At 34.5% G+C, this 25,203-nt stretch carries 24 protein-coding genes; 13 read left to right on the top strand and 11 right to left on the bottom strand.

Features of this window, described 5'->3' with window-relative positions:
• Window positions 1-98: 98 nt before the first annotated feature.
• On the bottom strand, window positions 99-632 hold the full coding sequence (locus ACO05S_RS17170; RefSeq protein WP_421919248.1) for a YkgJ family cysteine cluster protein: 534 nt from the start codon (window positions 630-632) through the stop codon (window positions 99-101).
• Window positions 633-715: 83 nt separating this feature from the next.
• Complete coding sequence (gene sfsA / locus ACO05S_RS17165; RefSeq protein ID WP_421919247.1) at window positions 716-1,420, bottom strand: DNA/RNA nuclease SfsA; 705 nt, start codon at window positions 1,418-1,420, stop codon at window positions 716-718.
• 87 nt (window positions 1,421-1,507) lie between these two features.
• On the opposite strand from sfsA, the gene ACO05S_RS17160 reads away from it, so the two are divergent.
• Complete coding sequence (locus ACO05S_RS17160; RefSeq protein WP_421919246.1) at window positions 1,508-2,755, top strand: hypothetical protein; 1,248 nt, start codon at window positions 1,508-1,510, stop codon at window positions 2,753-2,755.
• A gap of 79 nt (window positions 2,756-2,834) precedes the next feature.
• Here the strand turns inward: ACO05S_RS17160 and ACO05S_RS17155 are convergent, their stop codons facing one another.
• The 3 genes from ACO05S_RS17155 to ACO05S_RS17145 form a co-directional block, all read right to left on the bottom strand.
• The gene (locus ACO05S_RS17155) at window positions 2,835-3,710 is read right to left on the bottom strand and encodes an anti-sigma factor (RefSeq protein ID WP_421919245.1); all 876 of its coding nucleotides are present in this window, start codon (window positions 3,708-3,710) and stop codon (window positions 2,835-2,837) included.
• Window positions 3,711-3,810: 100 nt separating this feature from the next.
• Window positions 3,811-4,479 carry a Crp/Fnr family transcriptional regulator gene (locus ACO05S_RS17150; RefSeq protein ID WP_421919244.1) on the bottom strand — a complete coding sequence of 223 codons (669 nt, stop codon included), beginning with the start codon at window positions 4,477-4,479 and terminating at the stop codon, window positions 3,811-3,813.
• A 169-nt stretch (window positions 4,480-4,648) separates the two neighbouring features.
• Window positions 4,649-5,140 (bottom strand): superoxide dismutase [Ni], encoded by a 492-nt coding sequence (locus ACO05S_RS17145; protein WP_421919243.1) that lies wholly within the window; start codon window positions 5,138-5,140, stop codon window positions 4,649-4,651.
• 172 nt (window positions 5,141-5,312) lie between these two features.
• Between ACO05S_RS17145 and ACO05S_RS17140 the strand changes: the two genes are divergently transcribed.
• The 3 genes from ACO05S_RS17140 to ACO05S_RS17130 are packed head-to-tail and all read left to right on the top strand — an operon-like array spanning window position 5,313 to window position 7,826.
• Window positions 5,313-6,275, top strand: a complete 963-nt coding sequence (locus ACO05S_RS17140; RefSeq protein ID WP_421919242.1) for a transporter — start codon at window positions 5,313-5,315, stop codon at window positions 6,273-6,275.
• Window positions 6,276-6,280: 5 nt separating this feature from the next.
• Window positions 6,281-7,429 carry a DUF3179 domain-containing (seleno)protein gene (locus ACO05S_RS17135; RefSeq protein WP_421919241.1) on the top strand — a complete coding sequence of 383 codons (1,149 nt, stop codon included), beginning with the start codon at window positions 6,281-6,283 and terminating at the stop codon, window positions 7,427-7,429.
• Window position 7,430: 1 nt separating this feature from the next.
• On the top strand, window positions 7,431-7,826 hold the full coding sequence (locus ACO05S_RS17130; protein WP_421919240.1) for a hypothetical protein: 396 nt from the start codon (window positions 7,431-7,433) through the stop codon (window positions 7,824-7,826).
• Here the strand turns inward: ACO05S_RS17130 and ACO05S_RS17125 are convergent.
• The 6 genes from ACO05S_RS17125 to ACO05S_RS17100 all read right to left on the bottom strand — a co-directional run bounded on the left by ACO05S_RS17125 (window position 7,823) and on the right by ACO05S_RS17100 (window position 14,778).
• Window positions 7,823-8,593: a LytR/AlgR family response regulator transcription factor gene (locus ACO05S_RS17125; protein ID WP_421919239.1), complete on the bottom strand. Its 771-nt coding sequence runs from the start codon at window positions 8,591-8,593 to the stop codon at window positions 7,823-7,825. The genes ACO05S_RS17130 and ACO05S_RS17125 overlap by 4 nt on opposite strands.
• A gap of 21 nt (window positions 8,594-8,614) precedes the next feature.
• On the bottom strand, window positions 8,615-9,652 hold the full coding sequence (locus ACO05S_RS17120) for a histidine kinase (protein WP_421919238.1): 1,038 nt from the start codon (window positions 9,650-9,652) through the stop codon (window positions 8,615-8,617).
• A 14-nt stretch (window positions 9,653-9,666) separates the two neighbouring features.
• Window positions 9,667-10,707 carry a sensor histidine kinase gene (locus ACO05S_RS17115; RefSeq protein WP_421919237.1) on the bottom strand — a complete coding sequence of 347 codons (1,041 nt, stop codon included), beginning with the start codon at window positions 10,705-10,707 and terminating at the stop codon, window positions 9,667-9,669.
• A 113-nt stretch (window positions 10,708-10,820) separates the two neighbouring features.
• Complete coding sequence (locus ACO05S_RS17110; RefSeq protein ID WP_421919236.1) at window positions 10,821-12,263, bottom strand: hypothetical protein; 1,443 nt, start codon at window positions 12,261-12,263, stop codon at window positions 10,821-10,823.
• Window positions 12,264-12,450: 187 nt separating this feature from the next.
• On the bottom strand, window positions 12,451-13,197 hold the full coding sequence (gene fabG / locus ACO05S_RS17105) for a 3-oxoacyl-[acyl-carrier-protein] reductase (RefSeq protein WP_421919235.1): 747 nt from the start codon (window positions 13,195-13,197) through the stop codon (window positions 12,451-12,453).
• 834 nt (window positions 13,198-14,031) lie between these two features.
• Complete coding sequence (locus ACO05S_RS17100; protein ID WP_421919234.1) at window positions 14,032-14,778, bottom strand: SIR2 family NAD-dependent protein deacylase; 747 nt, start codon at window positions 14,776-14,778, stop codon at window positions 14,032-14,034.
• 389 nt (window positions 14,779-15,167) lie between these two features.
• Between ACO05S_RS17100 and pstS the strand changes: the two genes are divergently transcribed.
• The 9 genes from pstS to ACO05S_RS17055 all read left to right on the top strand — a co-directional run bounded on the left by pstS (window position 15,168) and on the right by ACO05S_RS17055 (window position 24,908).
• Complete coding sequence (gene pstS / locus ACO05S_RS17095) at window positions 15,168-16,238, top strand: phosphate ABC transporter substrate-binding protein PstS (protein WP_421919233.1); 1,071 nt, start codon at window positions 15,168-15,170, stop codon at window positions 16,236-16,238.
• 75 nt (window positions 16,239-16,313) lie between these two features.
• Complete coding sequence (locus tag ACO05S_RS17090; RefSeq protein ID WP_421919232.1) at window positions 16,314-16,727, top strand: hypothetical protein; 414 nt, start codon at window positions 16,314-16,316, stop codon at window positions 16,725-16,727.
• A 53-nt stretch (window positions 16,728-16,780) separates the two neighbouring features.
• Complete coding sequence (locus ACO05S_RS17085; protein ID WP_421919231.1) at window positions 16,781-17,203, top strand: PhoU domain-containing protein; 423 nt, start codon at window positions 16,781-16,783, stop codon at window positions 17,201-17,203.
• A 53-nt stretch (window positions 17,204-17,256) separates the two neighbouring features.
• Complete coding sequence (locus ACO05S_RS17080; protein ID WP_421919230.1) at window positions 17,257-17,439, top strand: hypothetical protein; 183 nt, start codon at window positions 17,257-17,259, stop codon at window positions 17,437-17,439.
• Window positions 17,440-17,514: 75 nt separating this feature from the next.
• Complete coding sequence (locus tag ACO05S_RS17075; protein ID WP_421919229.1) at window positions 17,515-18,207, top strand: response regulator transcription factor; 693 nt, start codon at window positions 17,515-17,517, stop codon at window positions 18,205-18,207.
• 14 nt (window positions 18,208-18,221) lie between these two features.
• Window positions 18,222-20,018 (top strand): ATP-binding protein, encoded by a 1,797-nt coding sequence (locus tag ACO05S_RS17070; RefSeq protein ID WP_421919228.1) that lies wholly within the window; start codon window positions 18,222-18,224, stop codon window positions 20,016-20,018.
• Window positions 20,019-20,241: 223 nt separating this feature from the next.
• Window positions 20,242-20,586, top strand: a complete 345-nt coding sequence (locus tag ACO05S_RS17065; RefSeq protein ID WP_421919227.1) for a hypothetical protein — start codon at window positions 20,242-20,244, stop codon at window positions 20,584-20,586.
• A gap of 384 nt (window positions 20,587-20,970) precedes the next feature.
• Window positions 20,971-23,019: a tetratricopeptide repeat protein gene (locus ACO05S_RS17060; protein ID WP_421919226.1), complete on the top strand. Its 2,049-nt coding sequence runs from the start codon at window positions 20,971-20,973 to the stop codon at window positions 23,017-23,019.
• Between the two features lie 272 nt (window positions 23,020-23,291).
• Window positions 23,292-24,908, top strand: a complete 1,617-nt coding sequence (locus ACO05S_RS17055; RefSeq protein ID WP_421919225.1) for an ABC-F family ATP-binding cassette domain-containing protein — start codon at window positions 23,292-23,294, stop codon at window positions 24,906-24,908.
• Window positions 24,909-25,203 lie beyond the last annotated feature (295 nt).

Below are 25,203 nucleotides of genomic sequence, written 5' to 3'. Positions count from 1 at the left end.
AAGAAATATACAAGAAAAAACGCAAAGGCTACATCTATAACAGATATCCTTTGCGTTTTTTATTTAAAAATATCTTAGCGTACTTTGCGTGAACCTCTTTATTTCTTCAAATCAGCAACCAATCTATTAACTGGAATCAAATCAAACTCCCCGAATTGTTCAGCTTCGTAATGTTTGATAAACTCTTGATTGATCATGAATATTTTGCTGTTGTAGGTATCCTGTGGGTAGGTGTTTTCGGTATCAAAATCATCAAAATTGGTGAAGTTTAACGGACAAGCCGATAACTCCCATGCATCGCCTTCCTGGTTCATATAAAGTAGCGGCAAACCATGAGTTCGGCAAATAAAAGGACGAGATGCATAGATCTGACACAAATCATCAATCAGGAAATTACATTCCTCTGCCTCATCGCCAAGTTCTCTGAGCTGTACACCAGCATTCTGTTTTAATTCATCAAGTATGGCAAAATACTCCACAGGGAGCACCTGAAAATTCATGCAGCATTGCGAACAGCCTTTTTTACATGCCATTTGATCTGTATGCAGATTTGCCAGTTTTTCACTCAACTCACTTACCTCATCTCTTAATTGGCGGTACTTTACCAATTCTTCTCTTGCCTTTTCGTTCATTTCTTTCGATTTTGTGCAAATGTAGGAAAATTAGCCCCTAAATCACCCTAAAGGGATTTTTGCCTCTGCAAATTTGCATGGGTTTACTCATCAATGTTCAATTTAAAGGGGAGAATTTCGGCAAGTTCAATTCTTTCCGGACCAACAACCGCACGATAGGGGTATACCTCTACTCCACTTTCGCATGCTTTTTTTAGTGTTGCTGCATAATCAGGATCTATATCGAAGGCTGGCGTAAAAACCTCTAAATCGCTGCGCTGTATTACATACACCATAACAGCGCGCTTGCCTTCTTCTTTCACTCGCATTAAGGTTTCGAGATGTTTTTTTCCTCGTGTGGTAACAGCATCGGGGAAACGTGCAAATATGCCATCCTTTAAACTCACATTTTTTACTTCGATAAAGCATTCTTCATTGTCATTACTGGCAAACACATCAAAACGACTGTCTTCAAACTTCACCTCTCGCTTTACCGTGTTATATCCCTTTAATGCATCTATTTGCTGATTTTGTACTGCTTCGTAAATCAAAACATTGGGAACAGCAGTATTAATACCAACCCAACTTTCGTTGATTTTGATCATCTCCCAAGTGTACTGGGTTTTGCGTTTGGGATCATCAACATGAGTGAGATACACTTCGGCTCCTTCCTCTAAACAAGATTTCATACTGCCTGAATTTGAGGTGTGTGCAACTACAATTTCACCATCGTCCAATTCTATATCGGTTAAAAATCTTTTGTATCGGCGAATAAATTTGCCATGAACAAGAGGCTTAGGAAATATCATAAAGCAATTTTTAGAAAAGTGTAGATCGAATAGCAAATATATATCGAATTCCCCTACTTTTGCCTCATTGTAAACAAGAATATAAACATGAGTCGCAACAAGTTTCCTAAAATATTTGTGTACAATCCCACTTGCGAAATAGCCATTGCCAATGGCACTGTAAGCTATATGCCCAATAAAATGCTTTCGCGATTCGAGAGGGATTTGGATGTTTTGCCCATGTATTTTGCCGATGAAAACGATGTGATTCTGGTAAATCAATTGCCTGACCGGGATTTTAGAAACTTGATAGAAGCAGCTGGAATTTTATTGCCCAATTTTAAACCATTCGATGAATGCATACAGGATAAAGATTTTATCATCTCTGCCAAAGAGAGTTTGGAACCTTGGGGATGGAGCCCCCGAATTCATCATATCTTTAAGCACCTTAAAGATTCTTGTCAGCAAGAGTTCAAAAATCGCCCCAATGCTTATTGGAATGATAAACACAAAGATCTGTACAGTCGCAAAAAAGCATTGGAAGTATTAAACCACTTTCTGAACAAAGCAGATAGCAATTTATACATCTCAAAAAATCAAATTGCAAAAGTATGTTACTCACTTGCAGAAATAAAAGGATTAATTGAAACATGCAAACAAATTGTAATTAAAGCACCATGGAGTTCTTCGGGCAGAGGATTGCAAGTTCTTCGTCAATCTCATTTAAATGATTCAATCATACAATGGATAAATGGCACATTGGATGTTCAAGGCTATGTAATGGTTGAACCCTTATTAAATAAGAAATACGATTTTTCTTTTCAATATCATATTGATGAAAAGGGGAAAATAGAATTCAGAGGCAATGGTTATTTTAAGACCAACAGCAATGGCCAATACGACAGCAACATTCTGGGTGGTATGCCAAAGGAAATGAAAGAATTTCTTTCTGATGAACGCATGCAAAAGCTATCAGGTGGAATAAAGCAAGCTTTAATTTCATGTGGCATTGCACAAAACTATTGTGGTCATTTGGGTATTGATTGTATGCTTTACAGCGATCAGAAAGGAGAAATGAAAGTTCAGCCCTGTTTGGAAATCAATTTGCGATACAATATGGGTACTTTGGCACTTTTATTCGACCAATATTTACATCACGATACCAAAGGAGAGTTTAAAGTGCATTTTCAGCCAAAATCTACTTTCGACCAGTTTCATAAAGAGATGGTGAAAAATCATCCATTAAAATGGAAGGATGGCAAATGGCATGAAGGATATTTGCCTTTGGTGAGTTTTAATCAGAATAAGCTGTTTGGGGCATACCTTCTACTTTCCAGGCTTAACAAGCACTTTTAATACAGATGCCATATCCTAAAAAAACAATAAGCCCAAAACGAGCTTATTGATTTTATAAATGCTATATAAACCGGCAATGTTATCTTGTTACATTTCCTGTCGGATTGCTTGCCTCAGCATTATTACTCATGTCGTAAAGAGTATGAGCATCAGCATCTGTTGGCACCATGCCTACCAATGGCTTTAATAAAAATGGAGCTGCGCTGTTATCTGGCTCCGGCTCAACAGAGATTACAACTGTTTTACCTGTCAAATCCGTTGGGAATGTAAGTCCCGAAGGAGCATTCATCAGAAAATCTTCACCAGGAAATGGAGGTCCTGCTTTACTTCCGCTAAAAGGAGCACTTTCGTCGGCACCGGTAACCGAAGTAAATTTACCTGTTGTAACCGGAACACCATCAATAACTGCCCAACCTTCATACTTCCAACCCGCAGGCAAACTTGGTAAATCCAGGGTAGCTGCCGGATCTGCCGAAGGATCAAGCCACCAAACACCACTTTTTTCATTATTATCGGCATCATCAGTAGGAGTAGCTAAAATGTAACTTCCTGTGGACGATAAAAAATCTGTGCCTACAGCCGAAGCATGACTTACCGATAGTGAGGCTTTAGAGCCGGAAAAATCACCAGCCAGAATATGTACTTTGGAGGGACCCGGATCGCTATCCGGACTTGGTTCAATGGTCAATACATATGCAGATGCATTACTCAAATCTTCCGAATCGATAACAAAAGATGTTTGGGATAATGCTCCGGAAGCATCAACATTAAAAATACCGGCAGAAACGGGTTTTCCATCAACAATAAGCCACCCCTCGTAGGCATAATCATCTCCCAAATCTTCTAATCCTGAAATATTAAGGTTTAGTCGATCTTGCTTAAAGATATCTTCGTCATCATCGCAAGCAGAAAAGATAAAAATGCTTGCAGCTGCAAATAATAGTAAATTTCTCATAACACACATTTTTTTGGATTAATATTATACTGTAAAAGTAGCTTGTTACCCATCCAAAAAATGTAAGCTGCATCACATAAGTGTTAGTTTTAAGGTTTTTTTACAAATTTTCTATTTCCCTAATCCTTATCTCTTTTCTTGAGTAGTCGATAATACCATCATGTTTTAACTCATTAAACAATCGGGTAACGGTTTCCCGTTTTGTTCCTATAAGGTCTGCAAAATCTTTTTGAGTCAGGAAATGATTCACAATCACCTCCGAACCACTCTCAATACCATTCTCATCAGCCATTTCTTTCAGGAAGTCACACAAACGGGTTTTTACATCTTTGTGAAGTAAGGCCTCGAACCTTCGCTCCATCTTCTTGATGCGATAACCAATCAACTTGTAAATGGATAAACCGAATTTTTCGTTATCGCGCATCAATGTATACATATCCGGCAGTTGCATCGGACACAAGAGAGTTGGTTCGGAACAAGCAAGTGCATAATCGTCTCTTTTCTCTTCGCCCAATAAGGCTTTCTCTCCAAAAATTTCGCCTTTCCCTAAAATGGCTTTTACAATTTCTTCACCCTCCTTGCTATAGGAAACTATTTTCACCTTTCCTTTGCTCACCATAAATATGGATTTAGAAGCATCATTCGGAAAATAGATTACATCTCCTTTTTTGAATCCCTCAAAATGATTTTTTTGAAAATTTCTTAATTTATGCGGACAAAGGATACGAAATAGATTTACATTCTCGAAGCTCCAAATAAAGTTACTCATGCTGTTTTTTGATTTTGATTAGAGTTCTTCTTTTAATACCAGTATTATTATGAGATGAGTCTTAAATTGTTTTGACAATTTTGAGCTTAGTTATGATTAAAGGACAAAAGAATAAGACTTATTTCATAATAATACTGGTATAAGTAATGAAAAGGATGTGTTTTATTACTTAGTGATGGTGGTGATGTTTTCCCGGCCCAAAATAAAGATGAGAAAAATCGTGTACTGCATTGTTCAGTTTCTTAATGTAATTTAAGTCAGTAGTTTGTTTTGCCTTCATGGCATATACACAAATTTCATGAAGTTTTGCCAATAATTTCTGATTCTTCTTGATTTGATCAGAATCGTAGGTAAGCTTTACACGCTGGAACATAAAATACTGGGTCGCAATTTCCTGAATCTTTTTTGCATGTTCTTCTTTGTTGTTTACCCAACGAACCAATTGGTTGTAATTTACATTTTCTTCTGCTGATAGTTCAACAATTTTCTGCATGCTTTTTTCGATGGTACTAATGTGCTCGCTCATTAAGGCAACACGCACCGAATCGGCATATATGCCGCAAGGTATTTCGCAATGGGCAAATGCGCTTTTTTGATTTCCTGCAAATAAAAACAAACTAAGAATAGCACCAAGACACGCGGTTTTAAACATTTTTTTCATGACAACGAATATATTTAAATGATTTAATTATTTTATTTAAAATTAATCTATTTAACGAACAATTCAAATATCGTTTAGTATTATAGTTTGCCTGTAAAAAGCTAAAATGTCATGTTACTGACATTTTAAGCCTCTTCTTCATCGTAATTTCGTCCTAGAAACAAAAATCATCATGAAAAAGCACATTCTAAGTTTAATTACCATAGTAATACTGAGTCATTTTATATCGGGCAATCTTGTTTTCTCGCAAGCTTGCTGTACAGGTGGTGCTCCTTTAACCAGCAGTCTGGGCATTAAATCATATGCCGAAAATTCCTTGATCATTGATTTTTCTTACGACTTTAATAAACTGGACAAGCTATATGTAGGCAGCAGTCAATTGGATGATGCCAATCGCGAACGAATCACGCAAAGTGCATTGCTAAGGCTTAGTTATCCAATATCAAAAAAGTGGACCATCAGCACCATTCTCCCATACGTTTGGCAGGAGCAGACTGTTTTCTCAAGTTTTAGAAATACCAGGCAATCGGCTAATGGCATTGGTGATGTTGTGCTTCTTGGTCAATATGCACTGTACCAAACCAACAAGCATGAAATTATATTGGCCGGCGGATCAAAATTTCCTACGGGAACGGTATATAAGCGCGATCAGGAGTTTAATCTACTTTTGCCGCCCGACCTGCAACCCGGAACCGGCTCATGGGATGGTATTGGAGCAATTTCTTATTCTCGGTTTGGATTGTTTCGACCAACGCTTAGCCTTCACTCCTTATTAAGCTATAGATATAGTTTTGAAGTAGCCAGATATGATGGCGGTCAAGAATATCGGTTCGGAAATGAGACGGTACTAAACATTGGCATGTCTGATCGTTTTATTTTGGGGAATAAGCTATTGGGTGCAGGAATTCAATACAAATTAAGACATACAGAAAAGGATGAAAACAATGGAAGCGATTTTCCAAATACTGGTGGAACATGGATGTACCTTGTTCCCAACATCGACTTCCAACTCTCTGCAAAAGTGAAATTACATGCAAATTTTGAAATTCCGATCCATACTAATGTTGTGGGTACTCAACTGGTAACCTCTTACAGAGGAAATATCGGATTAAATTATACAATCAAACTAAAATAAATAACATGAAAGCAATACTAAGTAAAATTGGCACACTACTTTTCGTGTTCACATTCGCATGCAGCAGTTCAAGCGACGACATCATTTCAGACCCTCTTGGAAATATTGATGATGATTCTCCTTCAGGTGATTCGTCCTCATATGTAATCGATCTTATTACAGATAATTTCGAAGGTGAAGATTTTGTGGTAATCGGATCAGAAGGATGGAATTTTATGCTTGCTTTTAAAACGGAATTGGAAGGCGAAACTCTATCTTTCACCAGTATTAGTGGAGAATTGCCAGTAATCATGGAAGATAACAAAGGCAGCAAATATACTATTTTTGGAAGTGCCGTAAATGGCCCTAATCAAGGCAAACTACTCACTCCCATGAATGCTTATATGGGTTATTGGTTTTCGTGGGGAACTTTTTTTCCGGGACTAGAGATCTTTGATAACCCGGCGTCTGTCCCTAACCTTGGAGCAAGTGTATCGGGCACTCAGGATTGGTTGATACCCCGAGAAGATGTACACGTTGGAGCTTTGCGCGATGCAATTCCTGCAATCGAAGATCCTAAATTTGTAAAGCCTAAAGACGATAGTTTTATCAATACAATTGGAGAGCAAGCTCTTGTTATTGGTGTTTGTATCGACAATGAGTACAGGGCTTATCCACATGCAGTTTTAAATTGGCACGAAATTGTTAACGATCAGATAAATAACAACTTTTATTCAGTGGTATTTTGTCCGCTAACAGGCACAGCAACCGTTTGGAACAGAACAATAAACGGCGAAACAACCACATTTGGAGTTTCGGGTTTTCTTTACAATAGCAATGTTGTACCCTATGATAGAAAAACCTTATCGAACTGGAGCCAAATGTTACAAACTTGTGTGCAGGGCGATTTAAAAGCGTCTAAAACCGAGAATATGTTTGTTCTAGAGACCACGTTGGAAACTTGGAATCAAATTACTACCGCAGGTAAAGTATTGTCCAACAATACTGGTTACAACAGAAGCTACAACAGAAACCCTTACGGAGATTACCCTACCAATTCGACCGTTAATTTCCCTATTAACTTCACGGATAACAGATTGCATCCCAAAGAACGAGTTTTGGGAGTTATTGTAAATGAAAAAGCAAAAGCATATCGATTTGATTCATTTAAATAATATGAAAGGTTCTGTTCGAGTTATAATTGGAGGAGCTGTAGCGAGCCTGATACTAACCAGCCTACTTTATGGGTTTGTTTTTACAAATTATCTTGCCGAAGAACTTGTTATCCCATGGACAAGTTTTCGCAAGCAAATACTCATGATAGATTGGACCTGTTTATTCTTCGCTTTATTTGCTACAGCTCTTCTTTTTGGTTTTAGCACCAAAGGGTTGAATAGTACCAAAGGAATATTACTTGGTGGTGCAACTGGCTTTTTACTGCTTTTAATTGGCATTGTAACAGGAGTTCAATTTACCGGTACAGCATATTATATGATGTGTTATTTAATATGGGGTTGGATTTTAGGAGTTATCATTCGCAAGAAAAATCGCTTAATCATCAGACAGCTCTAACTTCCGCTAAACCAATTTTTAAAGCTACCCACCTTGTCGCGACTTACAATTAACTCTCTTTCGAAACCAGTATTAAGAACTACCTTTAAGCGAGAATTCGAATGCACAAGTACATCATTAATTGCATTAATATTTACAATAAAAGATCGGCTAATGCGATAAAACTGTGAAGGATCGAGCAATTCTTGCAGTTCTTCCATTTTATAATCAATAATGTATCTTTTTCCATCATTTAATAGAATAAATACATCTCTTCCCTCTGCATAAAACAGCTCAATACTCTCCACTCTAAACGATTTGAGTTTTTCACCCACTTTTACCATAAAACGTGTTTTATAGTCTTTTTGGATATTTGCCAAAGCAGCACTAAGTTCCTCTATGGTTTTTATTGATTTGTTTCCAAAAGATTCTTTCATACTCTCAAATTTCTTAAGAGCATCATACAAGCTGTCAAAAGTTACTGGCTTTAGCAGATAATCTACACTATTTAATTTAAATGCATTTAATGCATATTCATTATAAGCAGTTGTAAAAATAATTGGAGTTTTAACCTGAACCCTATTGAATATTTCGAAACTCAAGCCATCCACCAAATGGATGTCTAAAAAAATTAAATCAACACTATTTTCGGGATTCCCCAACCACAGCGAAGAATCGGTAATTGATTCAAATCTATCAATTACCTTAATCTGCGGATCGTATTTATGCAATAGTCTCTCTAATTTATCTGCAGCTAAAATTTCATCTTCAATAATTATAACTTTCATGTTTTAGGTCGTTCTTGTAGATTAGTCGTCTATGCTTATTTTTGGAATAGATACCCTAATATGATGATCTATTTGTTGCCATTCCATTCTTAAATTTGTATAAAAACCAAGTGCCTTTTGTATTGTTTCTTTAAGATTTTTAAATTTTGGCAGTGGAGTAAGTTTCTGTGAAGATATAAATTCAAATATCAAGTAGTTTTCGCTTTGCCTTATCCCTATTTCCAATTTACTATTTACATCTACCAATTGGCTATATTCTATTAATTGCAAAGTCTGTAAAATCATATTTGGAACCACATTAATATTTTCCATTTCATCCAGATTCCAATTTACTATCAAATTACCTGAGTAATTGTAATTTCTAAGTTTTAAATACTCATCAATTTTATGCTTTTCTTCCTTTAATGTAATAATTTCAGAATATCGACTGCCTAAAATTCGTCTATAGAATAAAGCCAAATGATCGATATATTTCTCAGCTTTTTCCACATTGTCTTTTCGAATCATACTAATCACACTTTCTAAAGACTCATATAAAAAATCCGGATTTAATTTGTTCCTGAATACCTCCAATTCAAATTCGATATTTTTCCTGTTTATTTCTTCTTTTTCCAGCAGTAAGGAGTTTTGCTTGTCTAAGAATTGTATACTTAAATAAAACAGATGAAACAGAATTCCTACTAAAGTAAATATGATTAGAAATGAAATCAATTCTGATGAAAATTCGCTAATTCCGATTACCAACCTGAAATAAATGGCAACAAGAAAATACACCAAACCAACAGTAATCAGTAAACTTCCTGAATAAACAATGGTGTATTTAATCAGTTTACTTTTTTTCAGCATTTTATTTTTTTCGGTCTTTAATAGCCAAAACCTGTAGGATTCGAATAAGATCGCCGTCACAAAAATTAAAAACATCAACTCTTCCGGACTAAAATTATTGCTAATATCGGTCAAACGATCAAAAATTAACAACATTAAAAGATATACCAAAATGGCAATCACAGGTGGTGTTATCAGACGATAGAATTGATTATTTAAATAATTGCTTTTCATTGATACCATATCAATTAATTTACCGACTGTGAAATTAATGGCAAACTCACTTTAAAGTGCTCATTCTTATCAAGCAAAATACTGTTATTGGTAAAGAACGAATACCGTTTTTTTATGTTTTCGATTCCAATTTGAAAGGATTCAGGTTGTTCTTTTAAAGGGTTGATATTATTCTTTACACACAAATAATTGTTATCCACCTCGATATCTACTAATAAAGGTGAAGTTTGCGATATTAAGTTGTGTTTAATTGCATTTTCTACCAACATTTGAACAGAGAGAGGAGGAACATAGCTTTGCAAGGCATTTTCAGGGATATTTATTTTCAATTCATAAGCCTGCTGAAATCGTACCTGCAACAAGTAGTTATATGATTTTACAAAATTCAACTCCTTTTCAAGTGGTATTAAAGGACGATCGTTTTGCCTGAATATAAAACGATAGCTTTCTGCAAACATTCTGATAAATTTTTCGGCTACTTCCTTATCCTTGTATAATAAAGACGAAATGGTATTTAAAGAATTGAATAAAAAATGTGGATTCAATTGCGATTTTAAAGCTTCGAATTGCAAATTCAATTGATTATTCATCATTTCAACTGATTTAATTTCTTCTTCGCGCATTTGAGTAAATGAATAAATCATAAAATCGACAATGCAATACACAAGAACAACCAAAAAAAGGATTAATAAAGTTTTAAATATTTCATCATTGTAAATCAACCAAAATTGAGAGTAACTCAGATCACCTCGGAGCGAAATCAAAAACATTTCGGAATAAATGGCAATTAAAATTAATCCAACAACATATAAAGATGAACTTTGGATAAGAAAACGAATTGCATGACGTTGTTTCCAACTAACCCATTGATTTAAATATTTGCCAATTAAAAGAGCTGAAATTCCTGCCCAAAAACCAAATATAGCACTGGGTAGATATCCTGTGTATTTATACTCGAGACCTGGTAATTGCCCTTCGTAACTATAAAATGCCAGAACATAACAAAGCATTCCAAGTATAGGACTGATGGTAATAAAACGGAGGTTCTTGTTCACCTGTGTATGAATTTTCAATTAAAAACAATGCATTGTATTTATTAGGATACAAAAGCATATCATTATTATTAGATTTATCGGAAGAATCTTCCGATAAATCGAATTCAAGTTTTTTAATTACTTGGCTGGTTCTTTGAGTAAATGGCTTTCATTACCTTGCCATATTCAAATTCTGATTCAATTCCTTGTGCAGCCTCAATTAGTGCATCTCTGATGTCATTATCTTCAATATCCATTTTTATGGTAGCCAATTTAAGAAAATTTGCCAATTCATAGTTCGATGAAATGTTTCCAGATTTATTGATCAGCTTTAATTGTTGTTTTTTTGTCATACCTCCAGTCATCGCAAGAGCCTTATAAAACCTGCTTAGTTCGTAGCTTGATGATATTTCGTCTGATACATCCAAAAGGAAATCAAATCTATCATCACCTAATTCATCATATGTTATCAACTGATTCAGAATTCTTCTAAAGGTGTAATCTGATGAAATGTTATCCAAAAGATCTATGAACTCATCCAAATTCGACTGATTCAGCATCTCTTCATGTATCATTGAGTTAATGATTAAACCCATTTCATAATCGGAACTTATAGATCCTGTAAGTTCTATTATTTTATTGGCATTAGATGATGACAATCCATCTACTTTAATGATTGATTTAATAATTTGAGATTTCTCATAATTAGAGCCAATCTCTTCCACTTCATCCAATAATACATCTAACTGTGCTTTGGTTAACTTATTATCGGCCAAAGCCATTTTTATTAAATTCGATTTTTCGTAAGAAGAACTGATATCGTCCATTGCATCAATAAAACGATTAAAGTTATTAAGGTTAAGTTCATTCTGCCTATATACCGATTTTAATACTTGCGAAAGTTCGTAATTAGATGATAACTCTTCTAAGCTTTTAAAGAACTCTTCTGATATTTCGGGATCGTGAATAAAAATCGGATTGTATTTTTTATAAATCCGAGAAAGCTCGTAATCCGACTTGATGCGATAAGGAAATTCACGAATTAAACTGCGAAGCTCGTTCTTGTTCAGTGAGTTATTTTTTAATAAATATCTTACCATGTTAGATCGGTAATAGTCACTTCTTGTCTCTTCCAGTTCCTTTAAAAATCCGCTAATACCAGATTTCTTATATACTTTATTTACTCTATTTTCCAGATCCATTCCTGAACTGCGAACAATATCCGGAAGCATTTTCTTCATCCATTCTCTGCCCTTTGGTTCAAAATCAACTTCTCTGCTTCCTTCCATGTAGCGGTATAGAATTCTTCCCTCCTCTGAATGGATGTATAATTTGCGTTTCATACCAAAGCTAACCATACTGATTTTGATATAAGCATCGTCGGACATTGCTTTTACATCAGTGTAATCATCATTAAATTCAATATTTCCATTGGTTGATACTTTAATGTTCTCTACACGCAAACTGTTGCTATTTCTAATTTCTATCTCAGAATCTTCATTGCCTGCATTGCATGATATAGTGGAGAGCATTAATGCCGCCACCAAAGCCAAAGTAAAATGTAAAAGTTTTTTCATGTTCTTATTTTTTGTTCTCATGATTTATATTTTTTATCCTACGATACAATATTCCGAATAAACTGTATAAGAAAAAAAACGATTGACATCAACTGTAGAAAGCATGTAGTGAAATGCAAGAAGCATGTTACAAGCAAAAAAAAGCCACCTCATAAGAGATGGCTCAAATCTTTATAGGCATTATTTTTTACATGTTCATGCCACCACAAACGTGCAATGTTTGACCTGTAACGTAAGAGGACAAATCAGATCCCAGATAAACACAAGTTTGTGCAATTTCCTCAGGAGTTCCACCTCTTTTCAAAGGAATTTTACCAGCCCATTCTTTCACAACATCCTCAGGTAATTGACCTGTCATTTCAGTAATAATAAAACCTGGAGCAATTGCGTTAGAGCGGATACCTCTTGATCCTAGCTCTTTAGCAACAGACTTTGTAAAACCAATAATACCGGCTTTTGAAGCTGAATAGTTAGCCTGACCAGCATTACCGCTTACACCAACTACCGAACTCATATTGATAATAGAACCACTACGTTGTTTCAACATGGTTCTTTGCACTGCTTTGGTAAAGTTAAAAACAGATTTCAAGTTCACATTGATTACTGCATCCCATTGCTCTTCGGTCATACGCATTAATAAAGTATCCTTAGTAATACCTGCATTGTTCACCAAAATATCGATAGCTCCAAATTCTTTTACGATTTCCGCAACTACTTTATCTGTGTCTGCAAAGTTACTTGCATCAGAGGCGTATCCCTTTGCTTTAACTCCGTAAGAAGCAATTTCTTTTTCTGTTTCCATTGCTTGTTCGTTGTAGAACAAATCAGTAAAAGCTACATTACAACCTTGTTTTGCAAACTCTATTGCAACTGCTTTACCAATACCGCGAGAAGCACCGGTAACAATTGCTGTTTTTCCTTCTAATAACTTCATGTGAAATTCTATTTGTATTTAAAATATATTCGAATTGAGGATGATTTGTAATACGTGCACGAAAGCACAGTTACCAAAACCGCTAACAAATATAAAATATTTTCGTCTATAATGCCTTTTTAAATGACATTAGAAAGACCGTTCTGCAACGAATACAAACCAATCAAAATTACAAAGCTTAATTCATAAGCCAATATATCAAACAAATACAAGCTCGTTGTAAAACTTGCTTGCTTCTTTGTTGATCAAAATTTTAAAGTCTATCTCTTGAAGAAAAATTTCTTTATTATTCTTGTAATTCTCAAATTTAGATGCCAAAATACAGAACAACAGCATGCGAGAACATATTTGGGTGCCAAAAAGCAGAACAACAAGCTGCGAGAGCAAAAATTTGAGGCCGATTTGCTTCTCGCAATCTGTTTTTGACGTTTTTATATCATGATTTTGCTCTCGCAGGTCGCTAGAAGGATATTTTGAGGCCGATTTGCTTCTCGCAGCTTGTTGTTGCCATTTTCACGAGCCAATGAAGCTCTCGCAGCTTGTTGTTACCATTTTCATGAGCCAATGAAGCTCTCACAGCTTGTTGAAGGAATACGTTATTAATTTAAATAACGTGAGTTCGACGTAAAATATATTGTTGAAATTACACCTTTCTCTTTTTGATTATTGGGTATGCATTACAAATTCTACATCATCAGGTGTTTGGTAAAAATCCATTAAAATGGTAATGGGAAATAAATGTACAGTATCATACCTTCCAATATCAGGTTCACTATATTCATTCGTTATACTTTTAAAATATTAAACCAATAATCCTTGGAATGGAAATCTCTTTTAACTAAATTTTTTAATCTTTACATTTAATTCCTCTAATATCTCACTCGCCTTTTCTTGTAAAAAGTAATCCGTAACACCATCTGTATAGTTCGATTTCTCTGTATTGATTTCGATTACCACTGCACCATTTCGCTTCGCCTCTGAGGGGATCATGGCAGCAGGCATCACCTCTCCTGTTGTTCCGATAACCATTATAACATCGGTATCTCTTGCTGCCTGCAATGATTTTCGATAAGCAACTTCGGGAATCCCCTCTCCAAAAAACACAAAATCCGGCTTTAATACAGTTTTATCGTGCACACACAAAGGTGGTAACTGATTTAAATCTAATGCATCGGGCAGATATATTTCTCCGCATGTATTACAAATTAACCTTTGAGAATTGCCGTGAAACTCAAATACATTTTTAGATCCTGCCTGCTGGTGAAGGTTATCGATATTTTGTGTGATGACCGCCTTTAATATGCCTTCTGCCTCCAAATCAGCAAGTACTTTGTGCGCAGTATTATAGGTAGCCTTTCCAAAAAAATCGTAAAATATCGATTTAATTGCTCTCCATGATTCTTGAGGGTGTAAATGAAAATAATCCAAGTCCAAGCACTTAGGATCGTATTTGCTCCACAAACCATCAGAACCACGAAAAGGAGGTATTCCGCTTTCAACCGATATACCTGCACCCGTAAATGCAATCATAGATTTGGAGTTTGATATAATATCCACTACTTTTTGAAAATCTTTCTTCATTATTTTAGATGCTTTTTTAGAATAAAAATTATATTAATTCAATTCTTAAGAGCGAATTTAAAATGTATCCTAAACAAAATTTTAAAGTTTTTAAGCATAATCGAAAACTTCCCTAACAGGTAATGATTTATTAATACTGTTGTAATATTACTGTAACACTAGTGTTCTAACATTGCAACACAAACGGAAATTAGTTAATTATTTTTCATCTGTTTATAATTATTTTCCATTTGTCGGATGGAAGCCGCCAAATAAAAAGAATCATTATCGTGTATGTTTAATAATTATTTTAATCATGCTCGTTTCATACCATATAATGCCAACATATGCCTCTATCGTTTTAAAAATCATCGAACCAATCGTTTTTTAATCACAAAATAAAAAACAGAATGAAAAAATTTCAATTGCTTTTTACCATTGTTATTGTAGTTGCAATGATGACTAGTTGCGAAAATGCAGGTAAAGAAAAAGCTGCAAGTACTAAAAAAGCCAAGACAATTACAGGTGCTGGAGCTACTTTCCCTCAACCTTATTACAACAAAATTTTCAAGACTTACACCAATGAAAAAGGTTTATTGGTTACCTATGGAGGAATCGGATCCGGTGGTGGTATTCGTAGCTTGAAAGATAAAATTGTTGATTTTGCTGCAAGTGATGCGTTTCTAGATGATCAAAAGTTGGCTAATATGCCCTGTGAAGTTCTTCACGTTCCTACTTGTTTAGGTGCTGTTGTTGCTGCCTATAATCTTCCGGGAGAACTTAAATTAAAATTCACTCCGGAATTAATGGAAGGAATTTTTATGGGTGAAATTAAAAAGTGGAATGATGCAAAAATTGCTGCTGTGAATCCAGGTATAAAATTACCTGAAATTGAGATTACTGTTGTATACCGTTCAGATGGATCGGGCACTACTTTTATCTTTAGCGATTACATGAGCAAAGTAAGCACTAAATGGAAAGAAAAGATTGGTGCAGGCAAAGCTTTAAAATGGCCTATTGGCATTGGAGCTAAAGGTAACCCCGGTGTTTCAGGTACAATTAACCAAACCGAAGGCGCAATTGGTTACATCGGTTCTGAATATGCATTCGCTATGGGGATTCCTGCAGCAAGTATTCAAAACAAAGCTGGCAACTTCATTTTACCATCTGTTGAGTCGGTAAGCTCGGCTGCCAAAGTTGAAATGTTAGTTGATACCCGAGTAAGCTTAACCAACACAGATGCTGTTGATGGTTACCCAATTTCAAGCTTTTCCTGGTTGATTCTTTACAAAGAGCAAAACTACAGCAATAGAAGTCCGGACCAAGCTTTACAAACCATCAAGCTGATTGATTGGATGCTTAGTTCAGAAGCACAAAAAGAGACTTCTAAAGTGCACTATGCTCCTCTACCCGATGATGTGATTGCTAAAGCAAAAGCTGTTCTGGCTAAGGTAACTTATAACGGAAAACCATTAAAGTAATGGTTTAACTATTAAAATATTAACAATCTTGTTTTAGGGATTAAACTTAACCGAAATAGTTTTCCGAGAAAGAAAATGAAACAAGCTCCTTTTTCCTTCACACTGAATCGTTCTAATTTTATGAGCAGTGAAAAGATCTTTAAATATGTATTGGTAAGCAGCGGTGCTTTTATGGTGTTAATTGCGCTAGGCATTGCTGCTAAACTATTCGTAGGATCCATCCCCTCTTTTAAAGGCTTTGTGCTTGATTTTTTCTGTTCCGCAGAATGGAATCCAAGTGAAGGGCGTGAATCCTATGGTGCTTTGCCATTTATAGTCGGTACTCTTTTAACATCTATACTTGCCTTTATCATTACATTACCATTTGCTTTTGATTACTCTATATTAATGTATCTAGGTGAGTTAGTAGAATATGGAAAGGCCAAACAGATGTTTAAAACACCAGAGAACAAACGTGCTGAAGAATATTTAACTGGCAAATTTGGGTGATCCAAATAAATTAATTGTATATTCATCCATCCTAAATATCAAAGAACCAAAAAATGTCTATTAAAAAAGATAAAAGATTTGATAAGCTTCATTCTGATTTCAGTAAAATGAAATTATTGCTTCAAGAGCAATTTGAAATTTTGGAAGAGCTTGTATCATATGGTTTAGATATTGTTGACCCCAAAAAAAATGATCAGTTCAAAGCCAATGAAGATAAACTTGATGGTCTGGAACTAAAAATGAGTGATAATATCATTCTTACCATGGGGTTACAGCAACCAATGGCTAGTGAACTTCGCTTGTTAGTTTCCTATTTTAGAATGATTGGTTTTATTGAAAGAATTGGCGATCAATTAAATAATGTTATCAATTTCATGTACAACATGGATCCTCCATTTATTCATGAAAGACACAAAGGTTCATTGCTAAACATGCTATCTATAAGTGACAAAATGGTTCGTAAAGCCTTATGGTGATAAAGAATACGCTATCTGGACTATTAAAAATGATGAATTAGTTGATGAAAAGAATGGTAAAGAACGAAATTCCTGAGGGAATAAATAAAAATGACATTTTTAATTTACTAAATTTCGGCTGTATCTTAAGTAGTATTGAAAGAGTTGCTGATAATGCTACAAATATTGCAGAAGCTTCTATTTATTATCAACAGGGAATTGACTTACGTCACAAAGATATATCTGAAGAAGAATAAAAATAAAGAACTTACTTTTAATAACGAATTTATTACAAACTCTAATTAAAATAACCCGGAAAAGAATTCCAGAAAATGAAGGATTTAAAGATTTTAGTAGTCGACGATGAAGAGGATTTATGCGAAATCCTGCAATACAACTTAGAACAAGAAGGTTTTCACGTGGATACCGCCTTTTCATCAGAGCAAGCCCTAAAACTAGACCTGAGCAAGTATGACTTTTTCCTATTAGATATCATGATGGGAGAAATTTCAGGTTTGGAGTTGGCAAAAATAATTCGTCGTAACCCCGATTTAGAGGAGAAGCCTATTCTGTTTATTTCAGCTAAAGGAAGCGAAACAGACAAATTACTTGGATTTAAGGCAGGAGCTGATGATTATGTAGCTAAACCTTTCTCAGTTAAGGAAGTTATTGCACGAATTTATGTGATCTGCAAACGAGTTTTCTCTGAATCGAAAACCGAAACCAGTTTCGAACACGAAAATCTAAAGTTGATTCCAGAATCGAAACAGGTTACAATAAATGGGATAGATGTAGGCCTTACCAAAACAGAATTTGAAATTCTGCAATTACTTCTAAGTCACTCAGGAAGAATATACTCTCGTGATGAAATCATGAACAAAATTTGGAATGGCGATACCTATGTAGGAGACAGGACTGTAGACGTTAACGTACGACGAATTAGAAAAAAAATTGGTGAATATCATAATTTAATAAAAACCAAATCAGGTTACGGGTATTACTTTGAGCCCATAAAAAATAGTTAATTCGTTTAAAGTAGATGGCAGCAAATTTTCCTAATTCAGGATCGAAATACAAAAAACGATTATTCGTTTATTTTTTCTTAATTGTACTGATATTTTCCGTATTAATTGGAGGATTTCAATATAATCAGGAAGTAAAGTATCGTAAAGAAAAATTAGAATATGCATTGAGAATATATACCGAGCAGGTTCAGGAATTAATCAGACAAAAAAAATTAATCTCTACCAATGAATTTGCCATAATTGACTCTTTACGATCCTTAATGCCCGATCGAAACATTAGGCTAACAATAATTATGCGTGATGGTAAGGTGGTTTACGATTCATACGTAAGAAACCTCGCACTTCTTGAGAATCATATGAATCGACCTGAGATTCAAAAATCACTGCATACCAATAAAGGAAGCAATATCCGATTATCTGGTTCTACTGGTGACACCTATTATTATTATTCAAGGTATTATTACACCCATTTTGTTAGATCTGCCCTGCCCTACAACCATGATGTCGTATCTTTTTTAAAAACCAACAAGCTTTTTTTCTATTTCTTGATAGCACTGTTTGGTGTAACCAATGTTTTTTTAATTTATGCGACCGAACACTTTGGTAACTCTATTGCCAAGCTTAGAAAGTTTGCTGTGAATGCAGCCAAAAATCGACCTATCGACCCGAACGAAGATTTTGGAAAAACAGAACTTGGGGAAATCAGTCGTCAGATCGTGAAAATTTACAAAAAGCTAACCAAAACAAAAGAAGCTCTGGTTAAGGAAAAGGAAAAACTTATTATGCACCTGCAAATTGCCCAAGAAGGTGTTGCCGTTTTCGATAAAGACAGGAACTTAATCCTTTGGAACAGTCATTTTATTGATTATATCAATTACCTTGCTAACATATCTTCGCATAATTATCAGGAAATTTTTGAGCTACCAGAATTAAAAGAGATTAATGACTTTATAAATTCTAACACTAAAAAGTTAGTGGGCAACTATATCCCAAATGATGATATTATTAGCAGCAAAAACATTGTTACCGTTGGGCATAAAATGTTCCTTTATCAGGTGGTTGTATTCCCTGATTTTAACTTTGAAATCTCAATTAATGATATTACCAAATCGGAGAATGAAAAGACTATTAAACAGGAAATGACCTTGAATATTGCTCACGAATTAAAAACTCCTGTTACAGCTGTTTCTGGATTTTTAGAGACCATTAAGGATAATCCTGCAATGCCCGAGGACAAGAAAATTCTATTCATTGAACGATCCTGTGTGCAGATTAATCGATTATCAAACTTAATTCAGGATATATCGGTACTTACTAAAATGGAAGAAACTCAGCAATTGTTTACTATTGAAATTGTTAATATTGGTAAAATGCTGAATGAGATGCTTGATGATTTCGAATTAAAGCTTGAGAAGGCCAATATGAACATTGAGCTTTTAATTCCAAAGGAACTTAGTATAAAGGGGAATTCTGAATTATTAGATTCTGTATTTAGAAACCTTATCGATAACTCAATTAAATACGCGGGTGAGAACTCAATTATTAAAATAGAAAATTATTTTGAAGATAATAATTACCATTATTTCTCATATCATGATAATGGAATTGGCATATCAGAAGAACACTTACCAAGAATATTTGAACGCTTCTATCGAGCAGATAATGGAAGATCAAGAAAAATGGGTGGAACTGGTTTAGGTTTATCAATCGTAAAAAATGCAGTGGCATTTCATAAAGGCCGCATATTTGTAAAAGCACGAAAAGGAGGTGGAACGGAATTTTTCTTCTCCTTAAAAAAGCAATTAAGCTAAGTATACTCGCAAGTTAAAGTAAAACAGATTGGATTTTAATGTACTTTCCTTAATCCATTTAAAGCTATCGTTCAAAATATACGCATATCGCACTGCTGCTATTTCATGCTAACATTACTGATACTTAGCATGTAAGTAATTTATGTTTGAATTGCCTTGCACAATAGATTTATTTTACTAATTTCACATTTGATTAAGAAATATTAACTTAAATTGTTGAATTATGAAATTATTAAAACCCTATGTGAATTTAATTAAAACTGCCCCAGATGGTGTTTACACATTAAACTCGGTAGTATCAGTACCTAAAGGATACGCTCTAAGTTCATTAACTCAATCTGAAATTATAAGGAATGACAAAAAGTTTTGGGCTGTTACTGCAGAAATAACGAGTAATGGAAGTGTTGGAACAGAAATTGCAGAATTCACGGTTCCGTTGGCACAAGGACCAACCGATGAGATCAAAACGGTTAGTATGGTAATGATTGATACATCTAACATTGCAAATCCAATTAACGACCATAACACAGATATAGATTACGACGATGCCGAGATAGAAACCCCATAAATAATTGGTGAATTCACCTATATGATAAAAGGACATCAGATAATAATATGATGTCTTTTTTTATAAACTCTCATGCGGATCATTTGCTGCTTCAAAAATCTATATTACTTTTTTTTAATCATTCTTATGTTTGACAATTTAAGCTCTACTTTAATGGTAACACAGCAGATTCAGCAATAACAAACCAATTAAACTATGGTTAAGTAAAGTATTCGAGCTTAAGCTTTCTACAACCTTAATATGAAGATCAATTAGAATAGTAATTATATACCTAAATTGTTTGATGCGGACTTAAAAGTAATTGCATCGTTTTATTTTTTAATTTGCTTTCTCACAAACTACAGATTTTTCATATCTTAGTTTTTGCTAACAACCTAAAAAAACATGCAAAAGTTACTACTTTTCATTCTTTTAATTCCTTCAGGCCTTCAATTATTAGGGCAAAATAATGAATATGTAGATAAGAAGTTAGATTCAATACAAAATGTGCATGATCAGATTAAATTCCTAAATGATTGGACAGGAAAAAATTATAGGAGTTTACCTGAAAGCACTCTTTTTTATTCTGAAAAGTGTTTGGATCTTTCAAAAAGCAACAATGATTATTCCGGGGCAGGTAACGCATTAGTAAGAATTGCCTTAATCCATAAAAGAAAAGAAGACTATTCACAAGCCTTAAATTTATATGAAGAAGCAATTGCATATTACTCACTTTCAAAAGATACATTGGGCATTAATAAAACTTATTTAAATAGAGGTAGTATTTATTTAAAGCTAACCAAATACGATCTGGCTCTAAACGATTATATATCAAGCTTACAGTATTTTGAAAAAGTTGAAAATCAAAAACAAACACTCTCTGCATATAATAATATTGGACTGGTTTATAAAAATCTAAAAGATTTAAAAAAAGCCCTTACATACTATAAAAAGGCATTACAAATCGCTTTAAAGCCCAAATACAACTCCTATTTGTATTACTGCTATAACAATATTGGAAATATACTGTCTATTCAAAATGATTTTCAACAGGCAATTACATTCTACAAAAAAAACATTGATTTTTTAAAAAATACTCCCAACAAGTATCGACTTGCCCAAACATATCACAATATTGGTGCATGTTTTTTGGAGATGGAGCAATATGCTTTAGCAATTGACTACCAGCAACAAAGCCTTAAGCTAAAAGAAGAAATTGGGAATAAAAACCTGATCATTACTTCCTTAAATGGCTTATCTCATGCCAATTACATGATGAATAATTTCGAGGAGTCGCTAAAGTATAGTGAGAAGGCACTGCGTTTAGGACAAGAAATAGGCAATATAAAATTTCAGGAAAATAGTACCAAAGAGATATCTAAAATACTAATGCAGCAATTAAAACCTGATAGTGCCTTAATTTATTTAGCCAAATACGAACGGTTAAGTGATAGTATTTTAAATATAGAAACCTTAAAGCAGGTTTCCGAAATCCAAGCCAAATATGAAGCTGAAAAAAAAGAGGCACATATAGAATTGCTAAAAAAAGAAAATAAAAGCAAAGTCACCCAACGAAATGGCTTGATTTTTATTTTATTTTTAATAGCTGGATATGGCGGCTTTATTGTATACTCTTATTACAGAAACAAGAAAGTTACCAAGTTACTTAGCCTGCAAAAAGCTCGCATCGAAAGATCAAAAGAGCTACTGGATTATAGAAATAAAGAACTTAAAATATCCAATCAAACCAAAAACAAATTATTCCAAATTATATCTCACGACTTGCGTTCTCCTTTAGCATCGGTATCAGGAATATCCGACTTGATTCAAATTCTATTAAAACAGGGTCGTTATGAGGAATTGAACGAAACCAGCCAAGATTTAAATGAATGTGTAACCAGAGTTCTTAACCTTACTGATAACCTATTGTCATGGTCGCTGAATCAATCTGAAAAATTACCGTTTACACCTGTTGTTATCCCGGTAAAAAATCTTTTAATCAGTATAATTGAGATTTATAAAAGGGGAGCTCTGGAAAAAAATATCTTGCTTGAGCTAGATTTAAAACAAAACCTATTTGTATATGCCGACAAACCGATGCTTGAAACCGTTGTTCGTAATCTTTTGAACAATGCTATAAAATTCACCCCGGCAGGTGGTTTGATTCTTCTTGGAGCCCAAATGCTTGAACAGCATACCGAAATTTGGATTCAAGATAATGGTGTTGGCATACCCGAATCTGCAATAGAGCACATATTTGAGCTTGATGAGACCAGTGAAGGAACCAGAGGTGAAAAAGGAAATGGATTAGGCTTAATACTATGTAAGGATTTTATTGAGAGAAATCATGGCGCAATTTGGGTAGAAAGTAAGGAAGGAAAGGGTACTACTTTTAAGTTTACTGTGCCCAATGCCGAAAATATTTACATCAAAGAATCCATCGCGCATCAATAGCAAAATACATTAGCTACTTTCAATTCTTAGATTCATATTGGGATTTGAGTAAAACTCATAGGCTAGTTCAAATATGATATTCACTAAAACTTAATTCCACAAGTGTTTTATAATGCAGAATAATTGCTAATTTTGCGCCCGAATTAATAAATGGTCTAGATAAAACAATACCGATTCTAATTCAAATAAACTTGAAGTTGACTTCATTCCTTTTTGTTTAGCGAATTTAACTCGGCACTATATCAGTTCAATTTTTATTATAAAGATATAATATGATTTCAGTTTCAAACTTATCAATTCAGTTCGGAAAAAGAACGCTTTTCCAAGATGTTAATATAAAATTTACTCCTGGCAACTGTTATGGTGTTATTGGTGCCAATGGTGCTGGTAAATCAACATTCCTTAAAATTCTGTCGGGAGATTTAGATTCCACTACTGGTAATGTAATGATGGAGCCAGGCGAAAGAATGGCTGTACTAAAGCAGGATCACTTTGAATTTGATGAATATTCTGTTTTGGATACCGTGGTAATGGGACACGCTGAGCTTTGGACAATCATGGAAGAGAAGAATGCTATTTATGCCAAGCCTGATTTTTCGGAAGAAGATGGAATTAAAGCATCAGAGTTGGAAGAGAAATTCGCCGAAATGGATGGATGGAATGCAGAAAGTGATGCGGCTGAATTGCTTAGTGGCCTTGGAATTAAGGAAGCATTGCACTACAAAACCATGAAGGAATTAAGTGGTAAAGAAAAAGTACGCGTATTGCTTGCACAAGCACTTTTCGGTAATCCTGATAATTTGCTTCTGGATGAGCCTACCAATGATCTTGACCTTGAAACCGTAATGTGGTTGGAAAATTATTTGGCCAATTTTAACAATACTGTAATTGTTGTATCTCACGATCGTCACTTCCTCGATTCTGTTTGTACCGATATTGTAGATATCGACTTTGGAAAAATAAAGATGTTCTCTGGTAACTACTCCTTCTGGTACGAATCCAGCCAGTTGGCAGCTCGTCAGCAGGCACAACAAAACAAAAAAGCCGAAGAGAAGAAAAAAGAACTACAGGAGTTTATTTCTCGTTTTAGCGCCAATGTTGCAAAATCTAAACAAACAACTTCCAGAAAGAAGATGTTAGAGAAGTTGAACATTGAAGATATTCAGCCATCTACTCGTCGTTACCCTGGTATCATTTTTCAACAGGAACGTGAAGCTGGTGATAAAATTTTTTCATGCATGGGCTTAAGCAAAAGTATAGAAGGAGAAACTTTATTTAAAGATGTAGAGTTCACAATAGAAAAAGGTGAAAAAGTGATATTCCTATCGAAAGATCCTCGTGCAATGACATCTCTCTTCGATATCATCAATGGAGATGCAAAAGCAGATAACGGATCCTACGAATGGGGTGTTACCATAACTCCTGCATACTTGCCTTTGGATAATTCAAGTTTCTTTCAGGAATCAATTACTTTAATTGATTGGTTGGCACAATATTCTAATGATACCAGCGAAATTTACTTGCGTGGATATTTGGGTAAAATGTTATTCTCCGGTGAGGATATCTATAAAAAAGCTGATGTCCTTTCGGGGGGTGAAAAAGTGCGTTGTATGATTTCAAGAATGATGTTGAAAGATGCCAATTTGTTAATTTTGGATACACCTACCAACCACTTGGATTTGGAATCAATACAATCATTCAACAACTCTTTGATTAATTTTGGAGGTACTGTGCTAATGTCTTCACACGACCATGAATTTATTCAAACCGTAAGTACACGTATTATCGAGTTAACCCCTAATGGAATTATCGATAAACTTATGGATTACGATGACTACATTACAAGCGATAAGATCAAAGAGCAGCGTGAAAAAATGTATCAAATATAAGTCTACATAAACATTCAGTATCTCATCTGTTTATTATTTTTCATTTGTCAGATGAAAGAAATAATCATTATCGCTTGTGTTTAATCATATTCGTTTCATCCCTCAAGCAGCTGTTGCATGAGGGATTTTTTAAACAATAGCTTGTGTTAAGTCTGCCATATTGCATATAGATTATGCCATATTTTCACCCTGATAGCATGTAGCTTTTCAAAATTTATCTATATTTTTCGCTGAGGGCATTTGACAATGATTTTTATATAATTTACAACAATATACCATTCATAAAGCTTTTGGC

This window comes from Marinifilum sp., from assembly GCF_965230805.1.
Lineage (GTDB): Bacteria > Bacteroidota > Bacteroidia > Bacteroidales > Marinifilaceae > Marinifilum.
Note: the sequence above shows the minus strand (reverse complement) of the source record. Positions and strands in the feature narration are given on the sequence as shown.